23 protein-coding genes are annotated in these 24,502 nt (G+C 71.1%); 11 read left to right on the top strand and 12 right to left on the bottom strand.

Annotated elements, in window-relative coordinates; all coding sequences use genetic code 11:
* Positions 1-12: 12 nt before the first annotated feature.
* From ACFYZR_RS14310 to hemL, 4 genes are all read right to left on the bottom strand, one after another.
* Positions 13-639, bottom strand: coding sequence for a TlpA family protein disulfide reductase (locus tag ACFYZR_RS14310; protein WP_391909888.1), 627 nt, complete (start codon positions 637-639; stop codon positions 13-15).
* Between the two features lie 23 nt (positions 640-662).
* Complete coding sequence (locus ACFYZR_RS14305) at positions 663-2,069, bottom strand: hypothetical protein (protein WP_391909886.1); 1,407 nt, start codon at positions 2,067-2,069, stop codon at positions 663-665.
* A 201-nt stretch (positions 2,070-2,270) separates the two neighbouring features.
* Positions 2,271-2,918 (bottom strand): histidine phosphatase family protein, encoded by a 648-nt coding sequence (locus tag ACFYZR_RS14300; protein ID WP_391910681.1) that lies wholly within the window; start codon positions 2,916-2,918, stop codon positions 2,271-2,273.
* A 32-nt stretch (positions 2,919-2,950) separates the two neighbouring features.
* Positions 2,951-4,267: a glutamate-1-semialdehyde 2,1-aminomutase gene (gene hemL, locus ACFYZR_RS14295; protein WP_391909883.1), complete on the bottom strand. Its 1,317-nt coding sequence runs from the start codon at positions 4,265-4,267 to the stop codon at positions 2,951-2,953.
* A 150-nt stretch (positions 4,268-4,417) separates the two neighbouring features.
* Between hemL and ACFYZR_RS14290 the strand changes: the two genes are divergently transcribed.
* The 4 genes from ACFYZR_RS14290 to ACFYZR_RS14275 all read left to right on the top strand — a co-directional run bounded on the left by ACFYZR_RS14290 (position 4,418) and on the right by ACFYZR_RS14275 (position 6,708).
* Positions 4,418-5,011: a hypothetical protein gene (locus ACFYZR_RS14290; RefSeq protein WP_391909880.1), complete on the top strand. Its 594-nt coding sequence runs from the start codon at positions 4,418-4,420 to the stop codon at positions 5,009-5,011.
* A 38-nt stretch (positions 5,012-5,049) separates the two neighbouring features.
* Complete coding sequence (locus ACFYZR_RS14285) at positions 5,050-5,385, top strand: YnfA family protein (RefSeq protein ID WP_391909878.1); 336 nt, start codon at positions 5,050-5,052, stop codon at positions 5,383-5,385.
* Between the two features lie 73 nt (positions 5,386-5,458).
* Positions 5,459-6,211, top strand: a complete 753-nt coding sequence (locus tag ACFYZR_RS14280; protein ID WP_391909876.1) for an SDR family NAD(P)-dependent oxidoreductase — start codon at positions 5,459-5,461, stop codon at positions 6,209-6,211.
* A 98-nt stretch (positions 6,212-6,309) separates the two neighbouring features.
* The gene (locus tag ACFYZR_RS14275; RefSeq protein ID WP_391909873.1) at positions 6,310-6,708 is read left to right on the top strand and encodes a VOC family protein; all 399 of its coding nucleotides are present in this window, start codon (positions 6,310-6,312) and stop codon (positions 6,706-6,708) included.
* A gap of 17 nt (positions 6,709-6,725) precedes the next feature.
* Here ACFYZR_RS14275 and ACFYZR_RS14270 read toward each other — a convergent pair whose 3' ends face one another.
* Positions 6,726-7,919 (bottom strand): RtcB family protein, encoded by a 1,194-nt coding sequence (locus tag ACFYZR_RS14270; RefSeq protein WP_391909870.1) that lies wholly within the window; start codon positions 7,917-7,919, stop codon positions 6,726-6,728.
* Positions 7,920-8,092: 173 nt separating this feature from the next.
* Between ACFYZR_RS14270 and ACFYZR_RS14265 the strand changes: the two genes are divergently transcribed.
* Positions 8,093-8,962, top strand: a complete 870-nt coding sequence (locus ACFYZR_RS14265; protein ID WP_391909867.1) for a hypothetical protein — start codon at positions 8,093-8,095, stop codon at positions 8,960-8,962.
* A gap of 143 nt (positions 8,963-9,105) precedes the next feature.
* A complete protein-coding gene (locus tag ACFYZR_RS14260) occupies positions 9,106-9,825 on the top strand; it encodes a hypothetical protein (RefSeq protein ID WP_391909865.1) in 720 nt (239 codons plus the stop codon).
* Positions 9,826-9,905: 80 nt separating this feature from the next.
* Here ACFYZR_RS14260 and lysS read toward each other — a convergent pair whose 3' ends face one another.
* Positions 9,906-11,624, bottom strand: coding sequence for a lysine--tRNA ligase (gene lysS, locus ACFYZR_RS14255; protein WP_391909862.1), 1,719 nt, complete (start codon positions 11,622-11,624; stop codon positions 9,906-9,908).
* Positions 11,625-11,785: 161 nt separating this feature from the next.
* Here lysS and argS point away from each other — a divergent pair, with 161 nt between their 5' ends.
* Positions 11,786-13,540: an arginine--tRNA ligase gene (gene argS, locus ACFYZR_RS14250; RefSeq protein WP_391909859.1), complete on the top strand. Its 1,755-nt coding sequence runs from the start codon at positions 11,786-11,788 to the stop codon at positions 13,538-13,540.
* Positions 13,541-13,543: 3 nt separating this feature from the next.
* On the opposite strand, the gene ACFYZR_RS14245 is transcribed toward argS, so the two are convergent.
* From ACFYZR_RS14245 to ACFYZR_RS14220, 6 genes are all read right to left on the bottom strand, one after another.
* Complete coding sequence (locus tag ACFYZR_RS14245) at positions 13,544-13,975, bottom strand: ATP-binding protein (RefSeq protein WP_126914822.1); 432 nt, start codon at positions 13,973-13,975, stop codon at positions 13,544-13,546.
* 282 nt (positions 13,976-14,257) lie between these two features.
* A complete protein-coding gene (gene hemB / locus ACFYZR_RS14240; RefSeq protein WP_391909856.1) occupies positions 14,258-15,250 on the bottom strand; it encodes a porphobilinogen synthase in 993 nt (330 codons plus the stop codon).
* The gene (locus ACFYZR_RS14235) at positions 15,247-16,896 is read right to left on the bottom strand and encodes a uroporphyrinogen-III synthase (RefSeq protein ID WP_391909853.1); all 1,650 of its coding nucleotides are present in this window, start codon (positions 16,894-16,896) and stop codon (positions 15,247-15,249) included. The genes hemB and ACFYZR_RS14235 overlap by 4 nt, the downstream gene beginning before the upstream one ends.
* Positions 16,893-17,864, bottom strand: a complete 972-nt coding sequence (hemC, locus tag ACFYZR_RS14230) for a hydroxymethylbilane synthase (protein WP_391909850.1) — start codon at positions 17,862-17,864, stop codon at positions 16,893-16,895. The genes ACFYZR_RS14235 and hemC overlap by 4 nt, the downstream gene beginning before the upstream one ends.
* A complete protein-coding gene (locus ACFYZR_RS14225; RefSeq protein ID WP_391909847.1) occupies positions 17,861-19,225 on the bottom strand; it encodes a glutamyl-tRNA reductase in 1,365 nt (454 codons plus the stop codon). Before ACFYZR_RS14225 ends, hemC begins: the two co-directional genes overlap by 4 nt.
* A complete protein-coding gene (locus ACFYZR_RS14220) occupies positions 19,222-19,998 on the bottom strand; it encodes a redox-sensing transcriptional repressor Rex (RefSeq protein ID WP_391909844.1) in 777 nt (258 codons plus the stop codon). The genes ACFYZR_RS14225 and ACFYZR_RS14220 overlap by 4 nt, the downstream gene beginning before the upstream one ends.
* A 348-nt stretch (positions 19,999-20,346) precedes the next feature.
* Between ACFYZR_RS14220 and ACFYZR_RS14215 the strand changes: the two genes are divergently transcribed.
* The 4 genes from ACFYZR_RS14215 to ACFYZR_RS14200 all read left to right on the top strand — a co-directional run bounded on the left by ACFYZR_RS14215 (position 20,347) and on the right by ACFYZR_RS14200 (position 24,359).
* Positions 20,347-20,634, top strand: coding sequence for a glutaredoxin family protein (locus tag ACFYZR_RS14215; protein WP_391909841.1), 288 nt, complete (start codon positions 20,347-20,349; stop codon positions 20,632-20,634).
* Between the two features lie 115 nt (positions 20,635-20,749).
* Positions 20,750-21,694 (top strand): HAD family hydrolase, encoded by a 945-nt coding sequence (locus ACFYZR_RS14210; RefSeq protein ID WP_391909838.1) that lies wholly within the window; start codon positions 20,750-20,752, stop codon positions 21,692-21,694.
* Between the two features lie 448 nt (positions 21,695-22,142).
* Positions 22,143-22,943 carry an ECF subfamily RNA polymerase sigma factor, BldN family gene (locus tag ACFYZR_RS14205; protein WP_361702099.1) on the top strand — a complete coding sequence of 267 codons (801 nt, stop codon included), beginning with the start codon at positions 22,143-22,145 and terminating at the stop codon, positions 22,941-22,943.
* A 225-nt stretch (positions 22,944-23,168) separates the two neighbouring features.
* On the top strand, positions 23,169-24,359 hold the full coding sequence (locus tag ACFYZR_RS14200) for a DUF5667 domain-containing protein (protein ID WP_391909835.1): 1,191 nt from the start codon (positions 23,169-23,171) through the stop codon (positions 24,357-24,359).
* The last annotated feature ends 143 nt before the right edge of the window (positions 24,360-24,502 follow it).

Genomic DNA, 24,502 nt, shown 5'->3' with positions numbered 1-24,502 from the left:
GTGGTCACGGGGTCACTTCTCCGCGACCAGCGGGTCGAGCGTCCGGCGCAGGTCGTCCTCGCTCAGCGCCTTGAGCGCGCGGGCCGCGATCTTCCCGTCCCGGTCGATGAAGACCGTGGAGGGGATGGCCTGCGGGTTGAGGCTGCCCTTGGGGAAGCGCAGCAGGAGCTTGCCGGCGGAGTCGTAGAGGCTCGGGTAGGGAACCCCGAACTCCTTCTCGAAGGCCATCGCCGGGGCCGGGTCGGGGTCGCGGGTGTCGAGACCCACGAACTCCACGCCCTTGTCCTTGTAGGCGTTGGCGACGGTGACGAGGTTCTTGGCCTCGGCCCGGCAGGGCGAGCACCACGATCCCCAGACGTTAAGGACGACGATCTTTCCCTTGTACGCCTTGGCGACGTCGAGTTCCTTGCCGTCGACGGTCTTGCCGGACAGCTCCGGCGCCGCCTGCCGGCCACCGCGGTCCTTGACGACGTCCACGCCGCCCTGGCCCTGGACGAACTGGGTCTGCCCCCCGCCGCCCGAGCTGCCCCCCGAGCCACAGGCGCTGAGCGTCAGCGCCGCCGTGATGGCGACGACAGCGGCCGGCACGGTGGAACGACGGCGGGAAAGTGGGCGTCGAAAGGCGCGGCGGGCACTCATGTGAAAAGTTTCGCATGGGCTGTTTAGGGATCTTCCGCACCCCCCTCGGAGTCGTCGCGCCCTTTGTTGGCCGCGGGAGCCGTGGGCACGTCGCCGCCCCTGGGCCCCACGGGCACCTCTCCGGCCTTCGGCCCGACGGGCGCCTCGCCGCGCGGCGCGGGGGTGTCGCCGCGGTTCCACGGCCGGTTTCCGGTCCCGCCGCCACCGCCCGCCCGGGGGTGCCACTTCTCACCCACGTCGAGCTGGCGCAGCTGCGCCAGGACCGCCGGGCTCTGGACGTCGAGCCAGTCCACGAACTGCCGGAAGGACACGAGCCGGACGTCCTTGCGCCTGTCGTCCGCCATGTACTTGAACGCCTCCTCCACGGCGTCCATATAGATCCCCCCGTTCCATTCCTCGAAGTGGTTGCCCACGAAGAACGGTGCCCTGTTCGTCTCGTACGCCCGGTCGAAGCCGGCGATGTACGACTCGATGGCCTGCCGGCGCCAGCCCGAGTAGTGGGCGGGCACGCCCCGCGTCGTGTTCTTCGACTGGTTGGCGAGGATGTTGTAGTCCATGGACAGGACCTCGAAGGAGTGCCCGGGAAAGGGCATCTGCTGGAGCGGAAGGTCCCACAGGCCGTGCTTCTTGCGGGGCCACACCTGCTCCCCGCCCGAGGAGCTCGCGTCGTAGCGCCAGCCCAGCCGCCGGGCGGTCGGCAGCAGGCCGTCCTGGTTCAGCAGACAGGGGGTGCGGCCGCCGATGAGCTCCTTGCGGTAGTCGAAGGGCAGCGGTTCGAGGTCGGTGAAGCCGGTGTGGGTGCGCCAGCGGGTGACGAAGGAGACGGCCTGCTCGATCTCCGACTCCCAGTCCTCGGGCGTCCAGTGCGCCACCGAGCCGTGCCCCGAGCAGAAGTGCCCGTTGAAGTGCGTGCCGACCTCATGGCCCTCCAGCCACGCCGCGCGCAGGTTCTTCAGCGTCGCCCGGATGTGTTCGTCGGAGAGGTAGCCGATGTCGGAGGCGCCGGGGGAGTTGTTCGGCGGCTCGTACATCCGCTGCTTGGCCTCCGGCAGGAGGTAGATGCCGGAGAGGAAGAACGTCATCCGGGCGCCGTGGTCCCGGGCGAGCTTGCGGAAGCGGGGGAAGAGACCGTTGCCGACCTCCCCCGCCCCGTCCCACGAGAAGATCACGAACTGGGGCGGGCGCTCCCCCGGCTCCAGCGGCACCGGCTTCGGCGGCTGGTTGGGCTGCGGCCCGGTGTCGGCCGTGGAGCCGTCGCCGATCAGTTTCGTCCGGGCCTTCGCCTCCGTGCTCGCCCGCGCCTTGGGGCGGGCACCCGTGCCGGTGGTGCCGGACGGCCCGTCCGAGCAGCCGGCCATCGCGCCCAGCGCGGTGGCCGTGCCCAGGCCCACGCCCAGTCCGAGCAGGCTGCGTCGGCTCAACTCGCGCATGTCGGCTCCGTCCGTGCTTGCGGCCCCATACCATACGCCGTCCATATAAATGGACATTAGGAGTGACGGCACGGTGGATTACGACGCTTGCGCTGTTTTCCCCGTCTTAACGGGTGCATTCGGACAAACGACGGCGCGGGCGCGCCGGGGCTCACGCCACCGGCGCACCCGCGCCGCCACTCACACTCCGGGCCGGACTCCTCAGGCCCCGAACGCCTTGGACCCGCCCTTGACCGGCTTCGCACCCGCCAGCAGATGCTTGGGCACCAGATCCCGCGCCGGCTCGCTGTACCCCACCGAAACGATCTTGTCGCCCCGGTAGGTGAACGTCGTCAGGCTCGCCAGCGTGCACTGCCGCTTCCGCGGGTCGTGCCACAGCCGGCGCTTCTCCACGAAGCTCCGCACGATCCAGATCGGCAGCTGATGACTGACCAGCACGGCCTCGTGCCCGCGCGCCGCGTCCTTCGCCGCGTCCAGCGCGCCCATCATCCGCACCACCTGCTCGACGTACGGCTCGCCCCACGACGGACGGAAGGGGTTCGTCAGGTGCTTCCAGTTCGCCGGCTTGCGCAGCGCCCCGTCACCCACACCGAAGGTCTTGCCCTCGAAGACGTTCGCCGCCTCGATCAGCCGCTCGTCCGTCGCCAGGTCCAGACCGTGCGCCTTCGCGATCGGCGTCGCCGTCTCCTGCGCCCGCTCCAGCGGCGACGCGACCACGTACGTCACGTCCCGGTCCGCCAGGTGCTCCGCCACCCGGTCCGCCATCCGGTGCCCCAGATCCGACAGGTGGTACCCCGCACGGCGCCCGTAGAGCACGCCCTCCGGGTTGTGCACCTCGCCGTGGCGCATCAGATGGACGACCGTGATGTCACCCGTGCCGCTCACTTGCCCTCCTCCGTCGCCTCGGCCGCCGCGCGCGCCGCGGCCGGCAGCGCCGCCGCGACCCGCTCGATCGCCACCGCGTCATGCGCCGTCGAGACGAACCACGACTCGAACGCCGACGGCGGCAGATAGACGCCCTGCGACAGCATCGAATGGAAGAAGGCGTTGAAACGGAACGCCTCCTGCGCCTTCGCCTCGGCGTAGTTCGTCACCTCGGACCCGGTGAAGAACACCGAGAACATATTGCTCGCCGTCTGCAGCCGGTGCGCCACGCCCTCCTTCGTCAGCGCCTCCGTCACCAGGGAGCCGATCTCCGCCGCGACCGCGTCCACCCGCTCGTACGCCGCGTCGTCCAGCAGCCGCAGCTGCGCCAGGCCCGCGGCCGTCGCCACCGGGTTACCGGAGAGGGTGCCCGCCTGGTACACCGGGCCGGCCGGGGCCAGGTACGCCATCACATCGGCGCGACCGCCGAAGGCCGCCGCCGGGAAGCCGCCGCCCATCACCTTGCCGAACGTCATCAGGTCCGGCTCGACGCCGTCGACCCCGAACCAGCCCGCACGGCTCGTCCGGAAGCCCGTCATGACCTCGTCGGAGATGTACAGCGCGCCGTTCTCGGCACAGGCCGCCTTCAGGCCCGCGTTGAAGCCCGGCAGCGGCGGGACCACGCCCATGTTGCCCGGCGACGCCTCCGTGATCACACAGGCGATCTCGCCCGGGTGCGCCCGGAAGGCCTCGCGCACGGCCTCCAGGTCGTTGTACGGCAGCACGATCGTCTCGCCGGCCTGCGCGCCGGTCACGCCCGGGGTGTCCGGCAGCCCGAAGGTCGCCACACCCGAGCCCGCCGCCGCCAGCAGCGCGTCCACGTGACCGTGGTAGCAGCCGGCGAACTTGATCACCTTGGCGCGGCCGGTGAAACCACGCGCCAGCCGGATCGCCGACATCGTCGCCTCGGTGCCCGAGGACACCAGACGCACCTGCTCGACCGGCGCGATCCGCGCGACGATCTCCTCCGCCAGCGCGACCTCGCCCTCACCGGGCGTGCCGAAGGACGTTCCCCGCGCCACGGCCTCCTGGACCTTGGCGATCACCTCGGGGTGGGAATGGCCGAGAATCATCGGCCCCCACGAACACACGAGGTCCACATATTCCCGGCCATCCGCATCGGTCAGATACGGACCGGTGCCGGACACCATGAACCGGGGCGTACCGCCCACGGCGCGGAACGCGCGCACCGGAGAGTTCACGCCACCGGGCGTCACGACCGACGCACGGTCGAAAAGCGTCTGCGAGACTGGGGCCGTGTATGGGTAGCTCATGCTAGCCATGGTCTCAGAGCCCCCGGCGAGTCGTGCCCGGGCGTTTCGCACGCCTTCTACGGGGGAGGTCTCTGAGACGATGATCGGGTTGCGCGGCGGGGGCTGTGCTGCCTCAATGTGCGGTCGGGCAATGTGCGGTCGGGTGGAGATATGCATCGCGGTGGCGGACTGGGCGAAGGCACGGACGACCTGGGCCCCGAGCGAGCCGAGCGCGCCAACAAGGGGCGGCACCGGCGCCGGGAAGAACGACGCGACGAGCGGCGCGAAGAGCGACAAGAAGAGAGCGGTGCGAGCAGGAGTGGCCGGGTGGGGGTGACCTACAAGTACTTCGGGGCACCGAACGGGGCGACCGCTGCCCGCGTCCCCATCTCCATGCGCCCCGAGGAGCTCGGCGGTGACGAGCTGGGCATGGGCGGGATGTTCACCAGGATCAAACCGGAGACCGTGGCCGCCATGGTCCTCACCGGCATCGAGGGCATACCCCTGCACAAGGTTCCCCCGCTCGAACTGGTCGTTCTCCACCCCGACTACGCGGTCGTCAAGCTCCCCATGACCGTCGTCGACCCGCTGCGCGGAATTGGCGAGGAATCGGTGGGCGCGGCGGCCTTCATCTGGTCCACGGTCCCCGACCGGGGCGGCCCGCGCGACGCCTTCGAGGTCTACCAACTGCTCCACGAATGGCAGGACTTCTCCCACCGGCTGCACGAGGCCGGCCACCAGCCCTACTGCCTGGTCTGGCCGTAGGGCGTCCCCGCCCCACAACGGCCCATACCCTGACACCCATGCTCAATCTCCGCTCCATCGCCCTGTTCGTCCTCGCCGCCCTCCTGGAGATCGGCGGCGCCTGGCTGGTCTGGCAGGGCGTCCGCGAGCACAGGGGCTGGGCCTGGATCGGCGCCGGGATCGCCGCCCTGGGCGCGTACGGCTTCGTCGCCACGCTCCAGCCGGACGCCCACTTCGGCCGGATCCTCGCCGCGTACGGCGGTGTCTTCGTCGCCGGCTCGCTGGCCTGGGGCATGGTCGCCGACGGCTACCGCCCCGACCGCTACGACGTCATCGGCGCGCTGATCTGCCTCGCCGGCGTCGCCGTGATCATGTACGCCCCCCGCGGCCGCTGACCGGCCGGGCCCGGCCTCCCCTGCCCGGGCCCCTATGCTGCGGATAGACCCCAGCCGCCCCAGGAGGCCCACCATGAGCACCCGCACCGCAGTGATCACCGGCGCGAGCAGCGGCATCGGCGCCGCCACCGCGCGACGGCTGGCCGCCGACGGCTTCCGCGTCGTGCTCACCGCCCGCCGCGAGGACCGTCTGACCGCCCTCGCCGAGGAGCTGACCGCCGCGGGCCACGACGCGCTCGTCCACGTCCTCGACGTCACCGACCGCGCCGCCGTGGACGCCTTCGCGCACACCCTGGACCGGGTCGACGTCCTGGTGAACAACGCCGGCGGTGCCATCGGCACCGAGACCGTCGCCACCGCCGACCCCGCCGACTGGCGCACGATGTACGAGACCAACGTCCTGGGCACCCTCAACGCCACCCAGGCGCTCCTCCCCCGCCTCGTCGAGGCCGAGGGCACGATCATCGTCCTCTCCTCCACCGCGGGCCTCGCCACCTACGAGGGCGGCGGCGGCTACGTCGCCGCCAAGCACGGCGCCCACGTCATCGCTGAGACTCTCCGCCTGGAGCTGTGCGGCCAGCCGGTACGCGTCATCGAGATCGCCCCCGGCATGGTCAGGACCGACGAGTTCGCCCTGACCCGCTTCCGCGGCGACAAGGACCGCGCCGACGCCGTCTACACGGGCGTCGCCGAGCCCCTGACCGCCGACGACGTCGCCGACACCATCGGCTGGACGGTCTCCCGCCCCGCCCACGTCAACATCGACCTCCTCGTCGTCCGCCCCCGCGCCCAGGCGTCCAACTACAAGGTCCACCGCGAGCTGTGACCCCGCCCGCGCTTGATGCGGGCACCGCCACGGCGCACTAGCTTCGTACGTACCGCCGCCCGACCCCCGGGCGGCCCGTACGGAACAGGGGGCACCCCATGCGCGTCACCGGGTTCGACCACCTCGTCCTCAACGTCTCCGACGTCGAGCGCTCCCTGGCCTTCTACACCGGCCCCCTGGGCCTGGAGCCGGTCCGCGCCGAGGAATGGCGCGCGGGCGAAGCCCCCTTCCCCTCCGTCCGCGTCTCCCCCACCACGATCATCGACCTGGTCGCCCACGAACGCGGCGAGTCCAACGTCGACCACATCTGCCTGGTCGTCGACCCCGTCGACTGGCACGAGGTCATCGCCTCCGGCACGTTCATCGTCACCGACGGCCCCGGCCCCCGCTACGGCGCCCGCGGCGCAGCCGAGTCGATCTACATCCTGGACCCGGACGGCAACACGGTCGAGCTGCGGTGGTACCCGCAGGACCGGGGGCGGGCGCAGGGCGCGTGACGCGCCCCTTGCCCTTGTCAGCCCTTCACACAGACGATCTGCTTGAGCTTGGCCACGACCTCGACGAGGTCCCGCTGCTGGTCCATGACCTGCTCGATCGGCTTGTACGCGGCCGGGATCTCATCGACCACGCCGCGGTCCTTGCGGCACTCGACGCCCCGCGTCTGCTCCGCCAGATCCCGCTCGGTGAAGAGCTTCTTCGCCTTGTTACGGCTCATCCGGCGGCCGGCGCCGTGCGAGGCGGAGTTGAACGAGGCCTCGTTGCCCAGGCCACGGACGATGTACGAGCCGGTGCCCATGGAGCCCGGGATGATGCCGAACTCGCCGCCGCCCGCACGGATCGCGCCCTTGCGGGTGACGAGCAGGTCGACGCCCTCGTAGGTCTCTTCCGCCACATAGTTGTGGTGACAGGAGATGACCGGCTCGAACATCGGCTTGGCCTTCTTGAACTCCTTGCGGACCACGTCCTGGAAGAGGGCCATCATGATCTCGCGGTTGTGCCGCGCGTACTCCTGCGCCCAGAACAGGTCGTGCCGGTAGGCGGCCATCTGCGGGGTGTCCGCGATGAAGACCGCCAGGTCACGGTCGACCAGGTTCTGGTTGTGCGAGAGCTTCCGCGCCTCGCCTATGTGGTACTCCGCGAGCTCCTTGCCGATGTTCCGGGAGCCGGAGTGGAGCATCAACCAGACAGAACCTGTCTCATCGAGACAAAATTCAATAAAGTGGTTGCCTCCGCCGAGCGAGCCCATCTGCTTCAGCGCCCGACTCTGACGGAATTTGACCGCTTCCGCGACCCCGTCGAACCGCCCCCAGAAGTCGTCCCACCCCGCCGTCGGCAGTCCGTGGAGCTGGCGCGGGTCCACCGGGTCGTCGTGCATCGCGAAGCCCACCGGGATGGCTTCCTCGATCTTCGACCGGAGCCGGGAGAGATCGCCCGGGAGGTCGTTGGCGGTCAGCGACGTCTTCACCGCCGACATGCCGCAGCCGATGTCGACGCCCACCGCCGCCGGGCACACCGCGCCCCGCATGGCGATCACCGAGCCGACCGTGGCGCCCTTGCCGAAGTGGACGTCGGGCATCACGGCGAGGCCCTCGATCCACGGCAGTGTGGAGACGTTCCGCAGCTGCTGCATGGCGACGGGCTCGACCGTGGCCGGGTCGGCCCACATACGGATCGGTACCCGGGCGCCGGGCACCTCGGTGTACGTCATAACTACCTCATTCCCCCGAAAAGTGTGGATAAAGCAAAAGCCGGACCTCTCACCTCATCCACGACAGCGGGACGGCGGGCGCGGCAGCGCTTGCGGTACACATTGTGTCCAGTCGCCACCCAGCGGCGACAACCGGTTTTCCGGTGGATGCAAGGCGAGAGGAGCCACGGACAGTGCAGCGAAGGGCGTACGCACCGGCAGCCGCACTGGCCTCGGCGGCGGTGCTGTCGGCGGTGCTCACCGGGTGCGGCGGAGGGTCCGGGTCCGGTGGCGGGGGCGAGGACCCCAAGCCGGGGCAGGCCGGGTCGTCGACGGCCGCGGCGGAGCCCGGGAAGTACCACAGCCTCCCCGAGCCGTGCCGCTACGTCAGCCGGGACACGCTGCGGCGGATGCTGCCCGGCGTGGGCGACGGCGACGAGGAGGAGGCCAAGCGGCTCCTCCAGGGCCAGGCGGCGATCACCTATGACACCGACCGCCGCGTGGGCTGCCGCTGGAAGCTGGAGACCCCCAACGGGACCCGCCACCTCTCGGTCGACTTCGAGCGCGTGGTGTCGTACCAGCCGGGCATGAGCGACGAGAACCGGGCCAAACAGCTGTACCAGCGCCAGGCCACCGCCGCGCACATCCCCAACGCCACCCCCTCCCCCACGACGTCCGCCAGTCCTGGTGGCAGCCCCGGCGGAAGCACCGGCGGAAGCCCGTCCGCGAGCGCCCGTACCGCCGACCCCGGGCCCGGGCCGCAGCTGGGGGACGCCACCGTCGCGCCGATGACCCCGTCGGCCACCCCCTCCGCCGACCCCAAGCTGGCCCCCCGCGTCCTCGACGACCTGGGGGACGACGCCTTCGTCGACGACAAGCTGGCGACGACGGGCTCGGGGGTGCACCGCGATGTGAAGGTGGTCTTCCGGGCCTCGAACGTGCTGGTCACCATCGCCTACGACCAGTGGACGACGGACGCCCTCCACATCCCGAGCAGCCAGGACCTCCAGGGCAAGGCCCATGGCCTCGCCCGTGAACTCGACGCGGGTCACTTCGGCAACTGAGGGACCCACCGGGAACCACCTGGGGGAACCAAGGGGGCGCGTTTCGGCGTGGCAGCCGCGTGCGGGCCGCGTACCGTGCCCGTAGGCAAGCCCCGAGCCCCCGCACCGCCCCCGCGTCACCGACACGAATGAGCGAAGGACCCATGCACCGACCCACAGCCCCGCGACTCGCCCGAATCCTCGCCTGCGCCGCAGTACCGGTGATGCTCGTCGCCACCGGCTGCTCGGACTCCGACTCGGGGTCCAAGACGAAGGAGTCGGGCAAGACCTCCGCCCCGGCCGCCACCCCGAGCGCCACCCCCTCCATGAAGGCGGCGACGTTCGCCAAGCTGCCGGAGGTGTGCAAGACGCTCTCCGAGAAGACCATCGACAAGCTGGTGCCCAAGGCGGAGAAGAAGGAGGGCAAGGCCCTCCCGTCCAGCGACACCAACGACTCGGCGAGCTGCTTCTGGAGCGGCCTGAACGACGAGGACGTCAAGGACCTCCAGTTCCGTACGCTGACCGTCTCCCTCAAGCGGTTCGCCTCCGACCCGACGCTGGGCACGGGCGAGAAGCGGGCGCAGGACTTCGTGACGAAGCAGGTCTCGGTGGCCACCACCGCGGACGGCGCCAAGGACGCGAAGACGGACAAGGCGTCGGGCATCGGTGACGAGGCCAGTGTGGTGAGCACGACCACGAAGAAGGACGACAACGACCACAAGAACGAGACGGTCGTGGCCCGCACGGCGAATGTCGTGGTGACGGTCAAGTACAGCGGCGCGGGGCTCCAGGGCGCGAAGACGCCGGACGCGGACGCGCTGAAGAAGGACGGCCAGGAGGCGACGAAGGAAGTCGTGACGGCGGTCGCCGCGGCGAACAAGTAAGTCCCCCGCAGGGGAAACGGGGAAGGGCCCCGGCCCGGTGATCTCAGCGTCACCGGGCCGGGGCCCTTGTCCGTAAGGAGTTACGCCGCCAGCAGCTTGCGCACCCGGTCCGCCCCCACCGCGAGGAGCAGCGTGGGCAGGCGCGGGCCGGTGTCGCGGCCGACGAGGAGCTGGTAGAGCAGGGCGAAGAACTCGCGCTGCGCGACCTTGAGCTCCGGCGTGGGCTTGGCGTCGGGCTCGAGGCCCGCGAGGACCTTGGGCACGCCGTAGACGAGCGTGGTCAGGCCGTCCAGGGACCAGTGCTCGTCCAGGCCGTCGAGGAGCAGCCGGAGCGAGGCGCGGGAGTTCTCGTCGAGCGTGGCGAGGGTCTCGTGGTCGGGCTCGGTGCGCACGACGGTGCGGGACTCGGCGGGGACCTGGGTGTTGATCCAGTGCTCGGCCTTGTCGAGGCGCGGGCGGGTCTCGTCCAGCGAGGTGACCGGGTTCTCGGGGTCGAGGTCGCTGAGGATGCGCAGGGTCTGCTCGTCGTGGCCGGCGGTGATGTCGACGACCGAGGCCAGCGTGCGGTAGGGCAGCGGGCGGGGGGTGGTCGGCAGCTCGCCGGCGGCCGTGCGGACGGCGCGGCTGTGGGCGGCGGCGTCGGCGGGCAGGACGGTGCCGTCGGCGACCTTGCCGCAGAGCTTGTCCCACTCGTCGTAGAGCCGCTGGATCTCCTGGTCGAAGGCGATCTTGAAGGACTGGTTGGGCTTGCGGCGGGCGTAGAGCCAGCGCAGCAGGGGGGCCTCCATGATCTGGAGGGCGTCGCCAGGGGTGGGGACGCCGCCCTTGGAGGAGGACATCTTGGCCATGCCGCTGATGCCGACGAAGGCGTACATGGGGCCGATGGGCTGTTCGCCGCCGAAGATCGGGCCGACGATCTGGCCGCCGACCTGGAAGGACGAGCCGGGCGAGGAGTGGTCGACGCCGGAGGGCTCGAAGATCACGCCTTCGTAGGCCCAGCGCATGGGCCAGTCGACCTTCCAGACCAGCTTGCCGTGGTCGAACTCCTTGAGGAGGACGGTCTCGGCGTGGCCGCAGGCGGTGCAGGTGTAGGCGAGCTCGGTGGTCTCGTCGTCGTACGCCGTGACCGTGGTGAGGTCCTTGTTGCAGGCGGTGCAGTACGGCTTGTACGGGAAGTAGCCCGCGTCGCCCGCGCTGCCGTCGTCCTCGGCCGCGGCGCCGGAGCCCTCGGCGGCCTCGAGCTCGGCCTCGTCGAGGGGCTTCTGCTGCTTCTTGGCGGGCTTGGCCTTGGTGCGGTACTGGGCGAGGATCGCGTCGATGTCGCCGCGGTGCTTCATGGCGTGCAGGATCTGCTCGCGGTAGGCGCCGGAGGTGTACTGCTCGGTCTGGCTGATGCCGCGGTACTCGATGCCCAGCTCGTCCAGGGCCTCGATCATGGCGGCCTTGAAGTGCTCGGCCCAGCTGCCGTAGGGGCTGCCGGGGGGCGCCGGGACGGCGGTCAGGGGCTTGCCGATGTGCTCGGCCCAGGACGGGTCGATGCCGGCGGGGACCTTGCGGTACCGGTCGTAGTCGTCCCAGGAGAGGACGTGGTGGCACTCGTGGCCGCGGCGGCGGATCTCGTCGGCGACCAGGTGCGGGGTCATGACCTCGCGGAGGTTGCCGAGGTGGATCGGGCCGGAGGGCGACAGGCCGGAGGCTACGACAATGGGTTTGCCGGGTGCGCGGCGCTCGCCTTCGGCGATGACCTCGTCGGCGAAACGGGAGACCCAGTCGGCCTCGGTGCTCTGAGCCTGAGCCACGGCACTTCCTTCCTTACGGTCCTGGCATGGCCATTGTCCCAGACGACCAGGGTGGCGGTCGGGTTGCCCGGGGGCGAGCGAATTACCGGGGGGCCTGTGATACGCGCATGGGATACTCGGGGGGTCGAATAAATGCCGCCTACCGGAATGGCTCCCATCCCATGGCTTCGGTTCCCTCGCTCGCTTCCACGCTCGACCAGCGCATCACGGACGCCCTCTCGGCCGCTCTGCCGGAGGCCGGTGCCGTCGATCCGCTGCTGCGACGAAGCGACCGGGCGGACTTCCAGGCGAACGGCATGCTGGCGCTGGCGAAGAAGCTCAAGGGCAATCCGCGGGAGCTGGCGGCGAAGGTCGTCGAGGGCCTGCCGGCCGGCGATCTGATCAAGGAGATCGAGGTCTCGGGCCCCGGCTTCCTCAACATCACCGTCTCCGACGAGGCGATCACGCGGACGCTGGCGGCCCGTGCGGCGGACGACCGGCTGGGTGTGCCGTTCTCGGAGAAGGCGGGCACGACGGTCATCGACTGGGCCCAGCCGAACGTGGCGAAGGAGATGCACGTCGGTCACCTGCGGTCCGCGGTGATCGGTGACGCGGCGGTGAAGATCCTGGAGTTCACCGGCGAGAAGGTGATCAGCCGCCACCACATCGGCGACTGGGGCACCCAGTTCGGCATGCTCATCCAGTACCTGATCGAGCACCCGCACGAGCTGGACCACAAGGAAGGTGCCTCCGGCGAGGAGGCCATGTCCAACCTGAACCGTCTGTACAAGGCGGCCCGGGCGCTGTTCGACGCGGACGCGGAGTTCAAGGAGCGTGCGCGTCGCCGGGTGGTGGACCTCCAGGCCGGGGACGAGGAGACGCTCGCCCTGTGGCAGAAGTTCGTGGACGAGTCGAAGATCTACTTCTACTCGGTCTTCGAGAAGCTCGACATGGAGATCCTCGACGAGAACGTCGTGGGCGAGTCGGGTTACAACGACATGCTGGCGGAGACCTGCCGGCTGCTGGAGGAGTCGGGCGTCGCCGTCCGTTCCGAGGGTGCGCTGTGCGTGTTCTTCGACGACGTGAAGGGCCCGGACGGCAATCCGGTGCCGCTGATCGTGCAGAAGTCGGACGGCGGCTACGGCTACGCGGCCACCGACCTGTCCGCGATCCGCGACCGGGTGGGGAACCTGAAGGCGGACACCCTGCTGTACGTGGTGGACGCCCGGCAGTCGCTGCACTTCAAGATGGTCTTCGAGACGGCCCGCCGGATCGGCTGGCTGAACGAGGACGTGCACGCGGTGCAGCTCGCCTTCGGCACGGTGCTGGGCAAGGACGGCAAGCCGTTCAAGACCCGTGAGGGCGAGACGGTCCGGCTGGTGGACCTGCTGGACGAGGCGATCGACCGGGCGGGTGCCGTGGTCCGGGAGAAGGCCCGGGACCTGACCGAGGAGGAGATCGCCGAGCGTGCCGCGCAGGTGGGCATCGGCGCCGTGAAGTACGCGGACCTGTCGACCTCGGCGGCCCGCGACTACAAGTTCGACCTGGACCAGATGGTGTCCCTCAACGGCGACACCTCCGTGTATCTGCAGTACGCGTTCGCCCGTATCCAGTCGATCCTGCGCAAGGCGGGCGAGGCGGGTCCGGTCGCGCGCCCGGAGCTGCCGCTGGCCCCGGCCGAGCGCGCCCTGGGTCTGCACCTGGACCAGTTCGCGGCGACGGTGGCGGAGGCGGCCGCGGAGTACGCGCCGCACAAGATGGCCGGCTACCTCTACCAGCTGGCCTCGCTGTACACGACGTTCTACGACCAGTGCCCGGTGCTGAAGGCCGAGTCGCCGGAGCTGGTGGAGAACCGGCTGTTCCTGTGCGACCTCACCGCCCGTACGCTCCACCAGGGCATGGCGCTGCTCGGCATCCGTACGCCCGAGCGCCTCTGAGCCTCATCCGGCCCCGAGCTCGAACCAGATGAGCTTGCCGACCAGCCCCTGGGGCTGGTCGCGCAGGGCGAAGCCGCCCCAGCTGTCGGCGCACCACTGCACCAGGCCCAGGCCCCGGCCCTGTTCGGCGCTGTTCTCGGCGTCGGGCAGGGTGACGCCGTCGAGGGCGGGGAGGCGGGGGTTGGTGTCCCAGACGGCGACCCTGACGCGGTCGCCCTCGCGTTTGACGCGTACGGAGGCGGGTCCGTCGGAGTAGCGGTAGGCGTTGGTGACCAGCTCCGAGGTGAGGAGCTCGGCGGTGTCGGCGAGTTCCAGGAAGCCGTGTTCCTCGAAGATGGTGCGCAGGGTGCGGCGCGCGATGCACGGCGCCATGGGGTCCGAGGGGACCTGAAGCGTGTACTCCCAGTCGTCCGTGAGTTCGGGGTCATGGCTCATGCACGCCTCCGGGGGATGAGCGCCGCGATAAGCGCCGGGGTAAGCGACCTGACACACACGGTAGTCATGGTCCGAGCGCGTACGCCGCGGCTCCGTCATTTCGCCAAGACTCGACCTGTGTGGGTGACGATCGTGAACTATGCGCCTCCTCTCGCGTGAGCTGCGCAAACGGGAAGCGGAAGCGAGGGCTTCGCAGGCCGGGTACGACGATGGCGGCGTTCCGGGGCCTCGTCGGCCGGGGAACGCCGCCATCGCGCTGCGTGACGGGCGGGGTGGGGGCGGCTAGAGCTGCCGCGCGACCTCCGTGGCCCAGTACGTGAGAATCATGTTCGCGCCGGCGCGCTTGATGCCGGTGAGGGTCTCCATGATGGCGCGGTCGCGGTCGATCCAGCCGTTGGCGGCGGCGGCCTCGACCATCGCGTACTCGCCGGAGATCTGGTAGGCGGCGACGGGCACGTCGACGCTCCCGGCGACCTTGGCGAGGACGTCGAGGTAGGGCAGGGCGGGCTTGACCATGACCATGTCGGCGCCCTCGGCGAGGTCGAGTTCGAGCTCGCGCATCGACTCGCGGAGGTTGGCCGGGTCCTGCTGGTAGGTCTTGCGGTCGCCCTGGAGGGAGGAGCCGACGGCCTCGCGGAACGGGCCGTAGAACGCGGAGGCGTACTTGGCGGTGTAGGCGAGGATCGACACGTCCTCGTGGCCGGTCTGGTCGAGGGCGTCGCGGATGACGCCGACCTGGCCGTCCATCATCCCGCTGGGGCCCACGACGTGGACGCCGGCGTCGGCCTGGACCTGGGCCATCTCGGCGTAGCGCTCGAGGGTGGCGTCGTTGTCGACGCGGCCTTCGGCGTCGAGGACGCCGCAGTGGCCGTGGTCGGTGTACTCGTCCAGGCAGAGGTCGGACATGATGACGAGCTCGTCGCCGACCTCGGCCTTCACATCGCGGATGGCGACCTGGAGGATGCCGTCGGGGTCGGTGCCGGCGGTGCCGAGAGCGTCCTTCTTGGCCTCCTCGGGGACGCCGAAGAGCATGATCCCGGAGACGCCCGCCTCCAGCGCCTCGACGGCGGCCTTGCGGAGGGTGTCACGGGTGTGCTGGACGACCCCGGGCATGGCCGAGATCGGCACCGGTGCGGCCGCGCCCTCCCGCACGAAGGCGGGAAGGATCAGGTCGGACGGGTGCAGCCGGTGCTCGGCGACCATCCGGCGCATGGCCGGGGTGGTGCGGAGCCGCCGGGGCCGGGACCCCGGGAACGTGCCGTACGTGGTGCTCAACTCCGTGCCCTTCTACGCGATCCGGGCCGCCGCTCGCTCGGGCGGGTGACCGGGTCGCCGGCCTCCAGGGCCGCGTCGCGCCGGGCCGCGCCGAACTCCGCGAGCGCCTCGGCCAGCTTGTGCACCGAGGGCTCGGGCGACAGCACGTCCACCCGCAGGCCGTGTTCCTCCGCGGTCTTCGCGGTGGCGGGGCCGATGCAGGCGATGACGGTGACATTGTGCGGCTTGCCGGCGATGCCGACGAGGTTCCGCACGGTGGAGGACGAGGTGAACAGCACGGCGTCGAAGCCGCCGCCCTTGATCGCCTCGCGGGTCTCGGCCGGCGGCGGCGAGGCCCGTACGGTCCGGTAGGCCGTGACGTCGTCGACCTCCCAGCCCAGCTCGATCAGGCCGGCCACCAGGGTCTCGGTGGCGATGTCGGCGCGGGGCAGGAAGACGCGGTCGATCGGGTCGAAGACCGGGTCGTAGGGCGGCCAGTCCTCCAGGAGGCCGGCCGCGGACTGCTCGCCGGAGGGGACGAGGTCGGGCTTCACACCGAACTCGATCAGCGACTTGGCGGTCTGCTCGCCGACGGCGGCGACCTTGATGCCGGCGAAGGCGCGGGCGTCGAGGCCGTACTCCTCGAACTTCTCGCGAACGGCCTTGACGGCGTTGACGGAGGTGAAGGCGATCCACTCGTAGCGGCCGGTGACCAGGCCCTTGACCGCGCGCTCCATCTGCTGCGGGGTGCGCGGGGGCTCGACCGCGATGGTCGGGACCTCGCTGGGCACGGCGCCGTAGGAGCGCAGCTGGTCGGAGAGCGAGGCGGCCTGCTCCTTGGTGCGCGGGACGAGCACGTTCCAGCCGAAGAGCGGCTTGGACTCGAACCACGACAGCCGCTCGCGCTGCTCGGCAGCGCTGCGCTCGCCGACCACGGCTATGACGGGCTGGGCGCCGTCGGCGGTGGGCAGCACCTTGGCGGCCTTCAGCGTCTGCTGGAGGGTGCCGAGGGTGGCGTTCCAGGTGCGCTGGCGGGTGGTGGTGCCGGCGACGGTGACGCTCAGCGGGGTGTCGGGCTTGCGGCCGGCGGCCACGAGCTCGCCGGCGGTGGCGACGACGCAGTCGAGGGTGGTGGAGACCACCGCCGTCACCTGGCTCGCGCCGACCTCGGCCCAGCAGGTGGCGGAGGCGGTGCGGGCGTCCACGAAGCGGACGTCGCCGCCCCGGCCGTCGCGCAGCGGCACGCCGGCGTAGGCGGGCACGCCGACGGCAGTGGCGACGCCGGGCACGACCTCGAAGGTGATGCCCTCGGCGGCGCAGGCCAGCATCTCCTCGGCGGCGTCGCCGTCGAGGCCGGGGTCGCCGAGTACGGCACGGACGACCCGCTTGCCGCCGCGCGCGGCCGACATGACAAGATTGGCGGTGTCCCTGAGAACGGAGACGTCAGCGGTTTTTGACGCCTCGTCGGTCACCGTCTGGACAGGCATGTCCACGGTGCTGCGGGCGTGGGTACGCACCACGTCGAGCACCTGCGGGTCGGCGATCAGGACGTCCGCGGCCGCCAGCGCCTCCACGGCACGCAGCGTCAGCAGACCCGGGTCTCCGGGGCCGGCACCGAGGAAGGTGACGTGCCCGTGCGGGGGGTGGTTCGGGGCGGTGGGGTTCAAAGTGCTCGCTCCCCCATAAGACCGGCCGCACCCTTGTCGAGCATCTCGGCTGCGAGAGCGCGGCCGAGGGCAAGGGCGTCCTCGTCGGACGCGGGTACGGGACCGGTGGTGGACAGCTGCACCAGCGTGGTGCCGTCGGTCGTGCCGACGACGCCGCGCAGGCGCATTTCGGTGACAGCCTTCTCGTCGCCCTGGAAATCGGCGAGCGCACCCACGGGTGCGCTGCATCCGGCCTCCAACGCGGCGAGCAGGGACCGCTCGGCGGTGACGGCGAGCCGCGTGCGCGGATCGTCGAGCTCGGCGAGCGTGGCGGCGAGCGGTGCGTTGGTCATGGCGCACTCGATCGCCAGGGCCCCCTGGCCGGGGGCGGGCAAAACTGTGTCGGGCGAGAGGAACTGGGTCGCCTCGTCGATCCGGCCGATCCGGTTGAGCCCGGCGGCGGCGAGTACGACGGCGTCCAGCTCGCCACTGGTGACGAAGCCGATGCGGGTGTCGATGTTGCCGCGGATCGGCACGGTCTCGATGCGGCGGCCCAGCGCGCGGGCCCAGGCGTTGAGCTGGGCCATGCGGCGCGGCGAGCCGGTGCCGATCCTCGCACCCTCGGGGAGGGTCTCGAAGGTCAGCCCGTCGCGGGCGACGAGCACGTCGCGCGGGTCCTCGCGGAGCGGGATCGCGGCAAGGGCGAGGTCGTCCGGCTGGGCGGTCGGCAGGTCCTTCAGCGAGTGGACGGCGAAGTCGATCTCGCCCGCGAGCAGCGCGTCGCGCAGCGCGGAGACGAAGACGCCGGTGCCGCCGATCTGCGCGAGGGCCTCGCGCGAGACGTCACCGTAGGTGGTGATCTCGACGAGCTCGACCGGGCGACCGGTGAGCCGTCGTACGGACTCGGCCACCATCCCGGACTGGGCCATGGCCAGCTTGCTGCGCCGGGTGCCCAGTCGCAGGGGCGCCGTGGCGGTGGTGTCGTTCATGCCGACTCCCGTGCTGTGTTGGGGCGACCGTGTTGCGGGTCCGCCTTGCTGACGGCGGCGACCGCCTGCGGGTCGAGGTCGAAGAGCTCCCGCAGGGCGTCGGCGTAGCCCGCGCCGCCGGGGGTCGAGGCGAGTTCCTTGACCCGGACGGTGGGCGCGTGCAGGAGCTTGTCGACGACGCGGCGCACGGTCTGGGTGATCTCCGCGCGCTGTTTGTCGTCGAGGCCGGGCAGCCGGCCGTTGAGCCGGGCCATCTCCCCGGCCACGACGTCGGCGGCCATGGTGCGCAGGGCCACCACGGTGGGGGTGATGTGCGCGGCGCGCTGGGCGGCGCCGAAGGCGGCGACCTCGTCGGAGACGATGGTGCGCACCTGGTCGACGTCGGAGGCCATGGGAGCGTCGGCGGAGGCCTCGGCCAGGGTCTCGATGTCGACGAGGGCGGCGGCGTCGAGGCGGTGGACGGCGGCGTCGATGTCGCGGGGCATGGCGAGGTCGAGGAGGGCCAGGGCCGCGCCGTCGCGGGCGGCCAGCGCGGCCCGGACGGTCTCGACCGTCAGCACCAGGCCCGTCGCGCCGGTGCAGCTCACCACGATGTCCGCGAGCGCCAGCTCGTCCGGCACGGCGGTCATCTCCACCGCCGTGGCCGTCACCGCGCCGGGGGCGCCGGGCTCGGTGAGGATCCGGGCGAGCCGTTCGGCCCGCTCCAGGGTGCGGTTGGCGACGGCGATGTGGGCGACGCCCGCGCGCGCGAGCGTGGCGGCCGCGAGCGAGGACATGGAGCCCGCGCCGATGACCAGGGCGCGCTTGTCCGCGGCCCACTCGGTGACGGGGGTGCCGTTCGCGAGCTGTTCCAGGCCGAAGGTGACCAGGGACTGGCCGGCCTTGTCGATGCCGGTCTCGCTGTGGGCGCGCTTGCCGACCCGCAGGGCCTGCTGGAACAGGTCGTTCAGCAGCCGGCCGGCGGTGTGGAGCTCCTGGCCGAGGGCGAGGGCGTCCTTGATCTGGCCGAGGATCTGGCCCTCGCCGACGACCATCGAGTCCAGTCCGCAGGCCACCGAGAAGAGGTGGTGGACGGCCCGGTCCTCGTAGTGCACATACAGATACGGAGTGAGCTCCTCCAGGCCGACGCCCGAGTGCCGGGCGAGCAGCGTGGACAGCTCGGCCACACCGGCGTGGAACTTGTCCACGTCGGCGTAGAGCTCGATGCGGTTGCAGGTGGCCAGGACCGCCGCCTCGGTGGCGGGCTCGGCGGCCAGCGCGTCGTGCGCGAGACGGGCCTGCGTCTCGCGCGCGAGCGCGGCCCGCTCCAGCACGCTCACGGGGGCGCTGCGGTGGCTGAGGCCGACGACCAGGAGGCTCATGCCGGCATCACGGCGGGGACGTCCCCCTCCGGTCCCTTTCCGCTCCCCGCGACCGGGGCCGTGCGCGCGGGCGCGCCGGGACGGGACGCCGCGGCGGCCGGGCCGCTCTCCTCGCCGGCCTTGCGCTGCTCGTGGAAGGCGAGGATCTGGAGCTCGATGGAGAGGTCGACCTTGCGCACGTCCACGCCGTCGGGCACGGAGAGCACGGTCGGCGCGAAGTTGAGGATCGAGGTGATCCCGGCGGCGACGAGCCGGTCGCAGACCTGCTGGGCGGCGCCGGCGGGGGTCGCGATGACGCCGATGGAGACGCCGTTGTCACGGATGATCGACTCGAGTTCGTCGGTGTGCCGCACGGGCAGCCCGGCGACCGGCTTGCCGGCCATCGCGGGGTCGGCGTCGATCAGGGCCGCGACGCGGAAGCCGCGGGAGGCGAAGCCGCCGTAGTTGGCGAGGGCCGCGCCGAGGTTGCCGATGCCGACGATGACGACCGGCCAGTCCTGGGTGAGGCCGAGCTCGCGCGAGATCTGGTAGACGAGGTACTCCACGTCGTAGCCCACGCCGCGGGTGCCGTAGGAGCCGAGGTAGCTGAAGTCCTTGCGCAGCTTGGCGGAGTTCACGCCGGCCGCGGCGGCCAGTTCCTCGGAGGAGACCGTGGGGACCGAGCGCTCGGAGAGCGCGGTCAGCGCGCGCAGATACAGCGGTAGCCGGGCGACGGTGGCCTCGGGGATCCCTCGGCTTCGGGTCGCCGGTCGGTGAGTTCGGCCAGTTGCCACGGTGCTCCTGCGGGTAGAGCGGGGCTGCGGGCAGCGCCTTGTCCCAGAACCGCCCTGTTGAACGCAGGCTATGCCTTTGTGAACGCGTGCACAAAGATGGTGTCCGATTTGCCCGGCCAAAGTGATGGGGGTCACGCGGTGATTCCCGTCAAGGCGGGAACCATGGACGGTGGCACCACGACTGCCACTCAGGCCACTCGCGCACCAGGAGCAGGTCGACGGGTACATGGACGTCCACTCCCTTCCCCGGCCCGGTCCGTTTCCTACCGGACGTCAACAAAACGCCCACGATGATAGTCGACTCAGGCATCCATTCCGGCCGTTTCCATGGCGCGGGCGCCTGCCAGAATGGCCGGCATGAGTCCGCTCCTGCGCCGCGGCGCCCGCAAGAATCCGGCCGACAGCGTCGTCACACTGATCGGCAAGCCCGGCTGCCACCTCTGCGACGACGCCGAGGCCGTCATCGCCGAGATCTGCGGCGAGCTCGGCGCCCGCTGGGAGAAGAAGGACATCACCGAGGACGAGGAGCTCCACCGCAAGTACTGGGAGCAGATCCCGGTGATCCTCGTCGACGGTGCCCAGCACGACTTCTGGCGGGTGAACCCCGACCGGCTGCGCAAGGCCCTGGGCGCCTGACCAGCCACACCACACCCCTCACGTCCCGCCGCGTCACCACCCCGACGCGCAGAGTTCACGCCATCACGGCGGAGGGGACTCCGGTTACCCCGAACAAACTGGCTATGCTCGCGGCATGGCCGCACTCGGATGGCTCACTTACCGCAGGCGTTCCGCCACCGCACGCAGCGTGCTGGCCGGCGAGGCGGCGGCGGAGGCAGCCCGCAAGTCCGCCCAGGAGAACGAAGAGGCCCTGGCCGGAGGCCCGGCCGCGCCCCCGGAGCCCGAGCCCGAGTTCCCCGTCGTGGGCGACGAGAAGGCCGCCGCGTTCTTCGATCTGGACAATACGGTCATGCAGGGCGCCGCCATGTTCCACTTCGGCCGGGGCCTGTACAAGCGGCACTTCTTCGGCAAGCGCGAGCTCGCGCGCTTCGCCTGGCAGCAGACCTGGTTCCGGCTCGCCGGCATCGAGGACCCCGAGCACGTACAGGAGGCCCGCGACAGCGTCCTGTCGATCGTCAAGGGCCACCGCGTCTCCGAGCTGATGACCATCGGCGAGGAGATCTACGACGAGTACATGGCCGAGCGCATCTGGCCCGGCACCCGCGCCCTCGCCCAGGCGCACCTGGACGCGGGCCAGAAGGTGTGGCTGGTCACCGCCGCCCCCGTCGAGACCGCGACGATCGTCGCGCGCCGGCTGGGCCTGACCGGCGCGCTGGGCACGGTCGCCGAGTCGGTCGGCGGCGTCTACACGGGCAAGCTGGTCGGCGAGCTGCTGCACGGCCCGGCCAAGGCGGAGGCCGTTCGCGCCCTGGCCGCCGCCGAGGGCCTGGACCTGGCCCACTGCGCCGCCTACAGCGACTCGGCCAACGACATCCCGATGCTCTCGCTCGTCGGCCACCCGTACGCGGTCAACCCCGACGGCCGGCTGCGCAAGCACGCGCGCGAGCACGGCTGGCGGCTGCGCGACTACCGGACGGGCCGCAAGGCCGCCAAGATCGGCATCCCCGCCGCGGCGGGCCTCGGCGCGCTCGCGGGCGGCGCGGCCGCCGGCATCGCACTGCACCGCCGCCGTCGCTGAACCCGTCCCCGCCGTGACGCCGGGCCCGGAAATCCGGGCCCGGCGTCCGCATTCGCCCGCCCACGGCCGGGTGGGCCACCGTCACCGGTACGGGCGACGTTGCGGCGCGCCTCCTCGCCACTGCCCGTAATCGCCTTGATCGCACAGGCAATCCTTTTGTCATACCCCCACATGGCCCCCGGCAGTCCTCGCGTGTCCGGATTGCCACAACACGCTGCCCAATCGGCCACACCCTCGCCAAATCCGGTCAACTTCCGTTTGTAGTTCGATATTTGATCGGCCATGAACCGTAAGAAGATCGAACGGAAACGATGATTTAGGCAACTCGGTGTAGCGCTGCCTGTACGAAGGGTTATTCTCCTCAGACGCAATCCGGTACCCGCTTGTCCCTACGACGAGTGAACGGTCCCGCACTGCACGTGATGGAAGCTCTGCCTCTGGGAGTCCCGTGTACCCACACGTCGGGGTTGACGCCTCGGGCCTGGCTACGCTGCGCGCAGCGGTCCTCGACCGTCTGCGCGTCTTCGTCCCCACCGCGTACGCCGTCCCTGCCTTCGCCACGCTCGCCCCCGTAGCGGTGGGCGGCCATGCCGGCCCCTGCTACGCCCTCGCCGAGAGCGGCGCCGCCGTCGGCAGACGAACCCGCCGAGGAGCCGCCACCGCCACGTCCACCGCCCCCCGCCGCCCCAGCGCCGACAGCGACAGCGCCCGCATGCTCGACCTGGTCGAGCGCGCCCAGGCCGGCGAGGCCGAGGCCTTCGGCCGGCTCTACGACCAGTACGCCGACACCGTCTACCGCTACATCTACTACCGCGTCGGCGGCCGGGCCACGGCCGAGGACCTGACCAGCGAGACCTTCCTGCGCGCCCTGCGCCGCATCGGCACGTTCACCTGGCAGGGCCGCGACTTCGGCGCCTGGCTGGTGACCATCGCCCGCAATCTGGTCGCGGACCACTTCAAGTCGTCGCGCTTCCGGCTGGAGGTGACCACCGGCGAGATGCTCGACGCCAATGAGGTCGAGCGCAGCCCGGAGGACTCCGTCCTCGAATCCCTTTCCAACGCCGCCCTGTTGGAGGCGGTGCGCAAGCTCAATCCACAGCAGCAGGAGTGCGTCACCCTCCGCTTCCTCCAGGGCCTCTCGGTCGCCGAGACCGCCCGGGTGATGGGGAAGAACGAGGGCGCGATCAAGACACTCCAGTACCGGGCCGTACGCACCCTGGCCCGGCTCCTGCCGGACGACGCCCGCTGACCCCACCGGACCCTTCACCGACCCGATGTCTGGATTCACTCACCGGCGGCCACCTCGCTCCGGCCGCGTAACCCGACTGCCGCGCCACTCGTTGTCCGGGATGCAGACTTCCCCAAGGCGCTCCGTGACCGTATTCACTCACTCAATCGAGTGGATGCGTTCACGGCGTGCAACCCTTCAGGTGCCCCGGGGAGTCGACCGTCATGACGAGAGGAGGTGCCGCCTGTGATCGCGAATGTATCGGCGCACCGGCGGGCGAACGCCTTCGCCCAGGCCCTGGAGGACCAGGAAGTCCAGGGTGCTGCGGCCGCACAGTCCGGCCCATCGCTGGAAGACACCGAGCAGACAAGGCTGTTGACGCTGACGGGCGGCCTCGGCGCGCTTCCGGCCCCCGAGCTGGACCCCGAGGTCAAAACCGTCCAGCGAGCGCAGCTGATCGCCGCCATGGAGGCCCAGTTCGCCGGGGGCGGCACCGTTCCGGCGCAGCGCACCGGGCGGGGTGCCCACCGGGCGCTGAGCCGGCTCAGGCCGCGCTCCCGCTGGTCCAAGGGGCTCGCCGCGGGCGGTCTCACGGTCGGCGTGGCGGCGGGGGCCTTTGGCGGTGTGGCCGCGGCGAGCGCCGGCGCCCTGCCCGGCGACACGCTGTACGGGCTCAAGCGCGGCATGGAGGACCTCCGGCTCGGCATGGCCGACGGCGACTCCGCCCGGGGCGGGATCCTCCTCGACCAGGCGTCGACGCGGCTCCAGGAGGCCAACCGGCTGATGGAACGCGGCCGCTCCGGGCAGCTCGATCACGAGTCGCTGTCGGAGATCCGCCGCACCCTCTCCGGGATGCAGCACGACGCCGCCGAGGGCCACCGGCTGCTGCACGGCGTCTATCAGCGCGACGGCTCGCTGGGCGCGATCCAGCGGCTCTCCTCGTTCACCGCCTCGCACCGCGAGGGCTGGAGCCGGCTGCGCGAGCGGCTCCCCGTCCAGCTCACCGACGTCGGGGACGGCGTCTCCTCGGTGCTCGACGCCATAGACGATGAGGTCGGGCCGCTGCGCGGGCTGCTCCACGAGAAGCAGGGCAAGCACGGTGGCGCCGCGGGCCCGTCCGGGGCCGCCCGCCAGGGCTCCCCCGGCAGCAGTGGCCAGGACAGCCCCGCGCCGAGCCCCAAGGCCCCCGCCACGGCCGACGGCAAGCACCCCAGCGGCAAGCCCGCCCAGTCCTCCCCCAGCGGCCGGGACGAGCACGAGGGCCTCCTGGGCGGTACGGGCCTGCTCCAGCCGTCCTCCGGCACGGACGGCTCGGGCGCGGACAGGTCGGCCCATGGCAAGGACGGCAAGCCGTCCAAGCAGCCCGACATCACCATCCCCCCGCTGCTGCCGAACATCCTCCCGGGGCTCGGCATCCACGGGGAGGACGACAAGTAGTCCGGCGTTTCGGGGGGGGGGGGGGGGGGGTGTTGGGGGGGGGGGGGGGGGGCGGAAACCCCCCCCCCCCCAACACAAACAAAAAAAACAAGGGTAGCTTGATAGATAAAAGAGAGAAGAGGCTGTTGGTCTATAACAAATAA

It is taken from the genome of Streptomyces sp. NPDC001678 (genome assembly GCF_042892945.1).
GTDB lineage: Bacteria > Actinomycetota > Actinomycetes > Streptomycetales > Streptomycetaceae > Streptomyces.
Note: the sequence above shows the minus strand (reverse complement) of the source record. Positions and strands in the feature narration are given on the sequence as shown.

Coding starts and splice junctions, on each gene's coding strand:
- ACFYZR_RS14310 (WP_391909888.1), bottom strand. CDS start 639: ATGAGTGCCCGCCGCGCCTTTCGACGCCCACTTTCCCGCCGTCGTTCC.
- ACFYZR_RS14305 (WP_391909886.1), bottom strand. CDS start 2,069: ATGCGCGAGTTGAGCCGACGCAGCCTGCTCGGACTGGGCGTGGGCCTG.
- ACFYZR_RS14300 (WP_391910681.1), bottom strand. CDS start 2,918: ATGCGCCACGGCGAGGTGCACAACCCGGAGGGCGTGCTCTACGGGCGC.
- hemL (WP_391909883.1), bottom strand. CDS start 4,267: ATGAGCTACCCATACACGGCCCCAGTCTCGCAGACGCTTTTCGACCGT.
- ACFYZR_RS14290 (WP_391909880.1), top strand. CDS start 4,418: ATGCATCGCGGTGGCGGACTGGGCGAAGGCACGGACGACCTGGGCCCC.
- ACFYZR_RS14285 (WP_391909878.1), top strand. CDS start 5,050: ATGCTCAATCTCCGCTCCATCGCCCTGTTCGTCCTCGCCGCCCTCCTG.
- ACFYZR_RS14280 (WP_391909876.1), top strand. CDS start 5,459: ATGAGCACCCGCACCGCAGTGATCACCGGCGCGAGCAGCGGCATCGGC.
- ACFYZR_RS14275 (WP_391909873.1), top strand. CDS start 6,310: ATGCGCGTCACCGGGTTCGACCACCTCGTCCTCAACGTCTCCGACGTC.
- ACFYZR_RS14270 (WP_391909870.1), bottom strand. CDS start 7,919: ATGACGTACACCGAGGTGCCCGGCGCCCGGGTACCGATCCGTATGTGG.
- ACFYZR_RS14260 (WP_391909865.1), top strand. CDS start 9,106: ATGCACCGACCCACAGCCCCGCGACTCGCCCGAATCCTCGCCTGCGCC.
- argS (WP_391909859.1), top strand. CDS start 11,786: ATGGCTTCGGTTCCCTCGCTCGCTTCCACGCTCGACCAGCGCATCACG.
- ACFYZR_RS14245 (WP_126914822.1), bottom strand. CDS start 13,975: ATGAGCCATGACCCCGAACTCACGGACGACTGGGAGTACACGCTTCAG.
- hemC (WP_391909850.1), bottom strand. CDS start 17,864: ATGAACGACACCACCGCCACGGCGCCCCTGCGACTGGGCACCCGGCGC.
- ACFYZR_RS14225 (WP_391909847.1), bottom strand. CDS start 19,225: ATGAGCCTCCTGGTCGTCGGCCTCAGCCACCGCAGCGCCCCCGTGAGC.
- ACFYZR_RS14215 (WP_391909841.1), top strand. CDS start 20,347: ATGGCCGGCATGAGTCCGCTCCTGCGCCGCGGCGCCCGCAAGAATCCG.
- ACFYZR_RS14210 (WP_391909838.1), top strand. CDS start 20,750: ATGGCCGCACTCGGATGGCTCACTTACCGCAGGCGTTCCGCCACCGCA.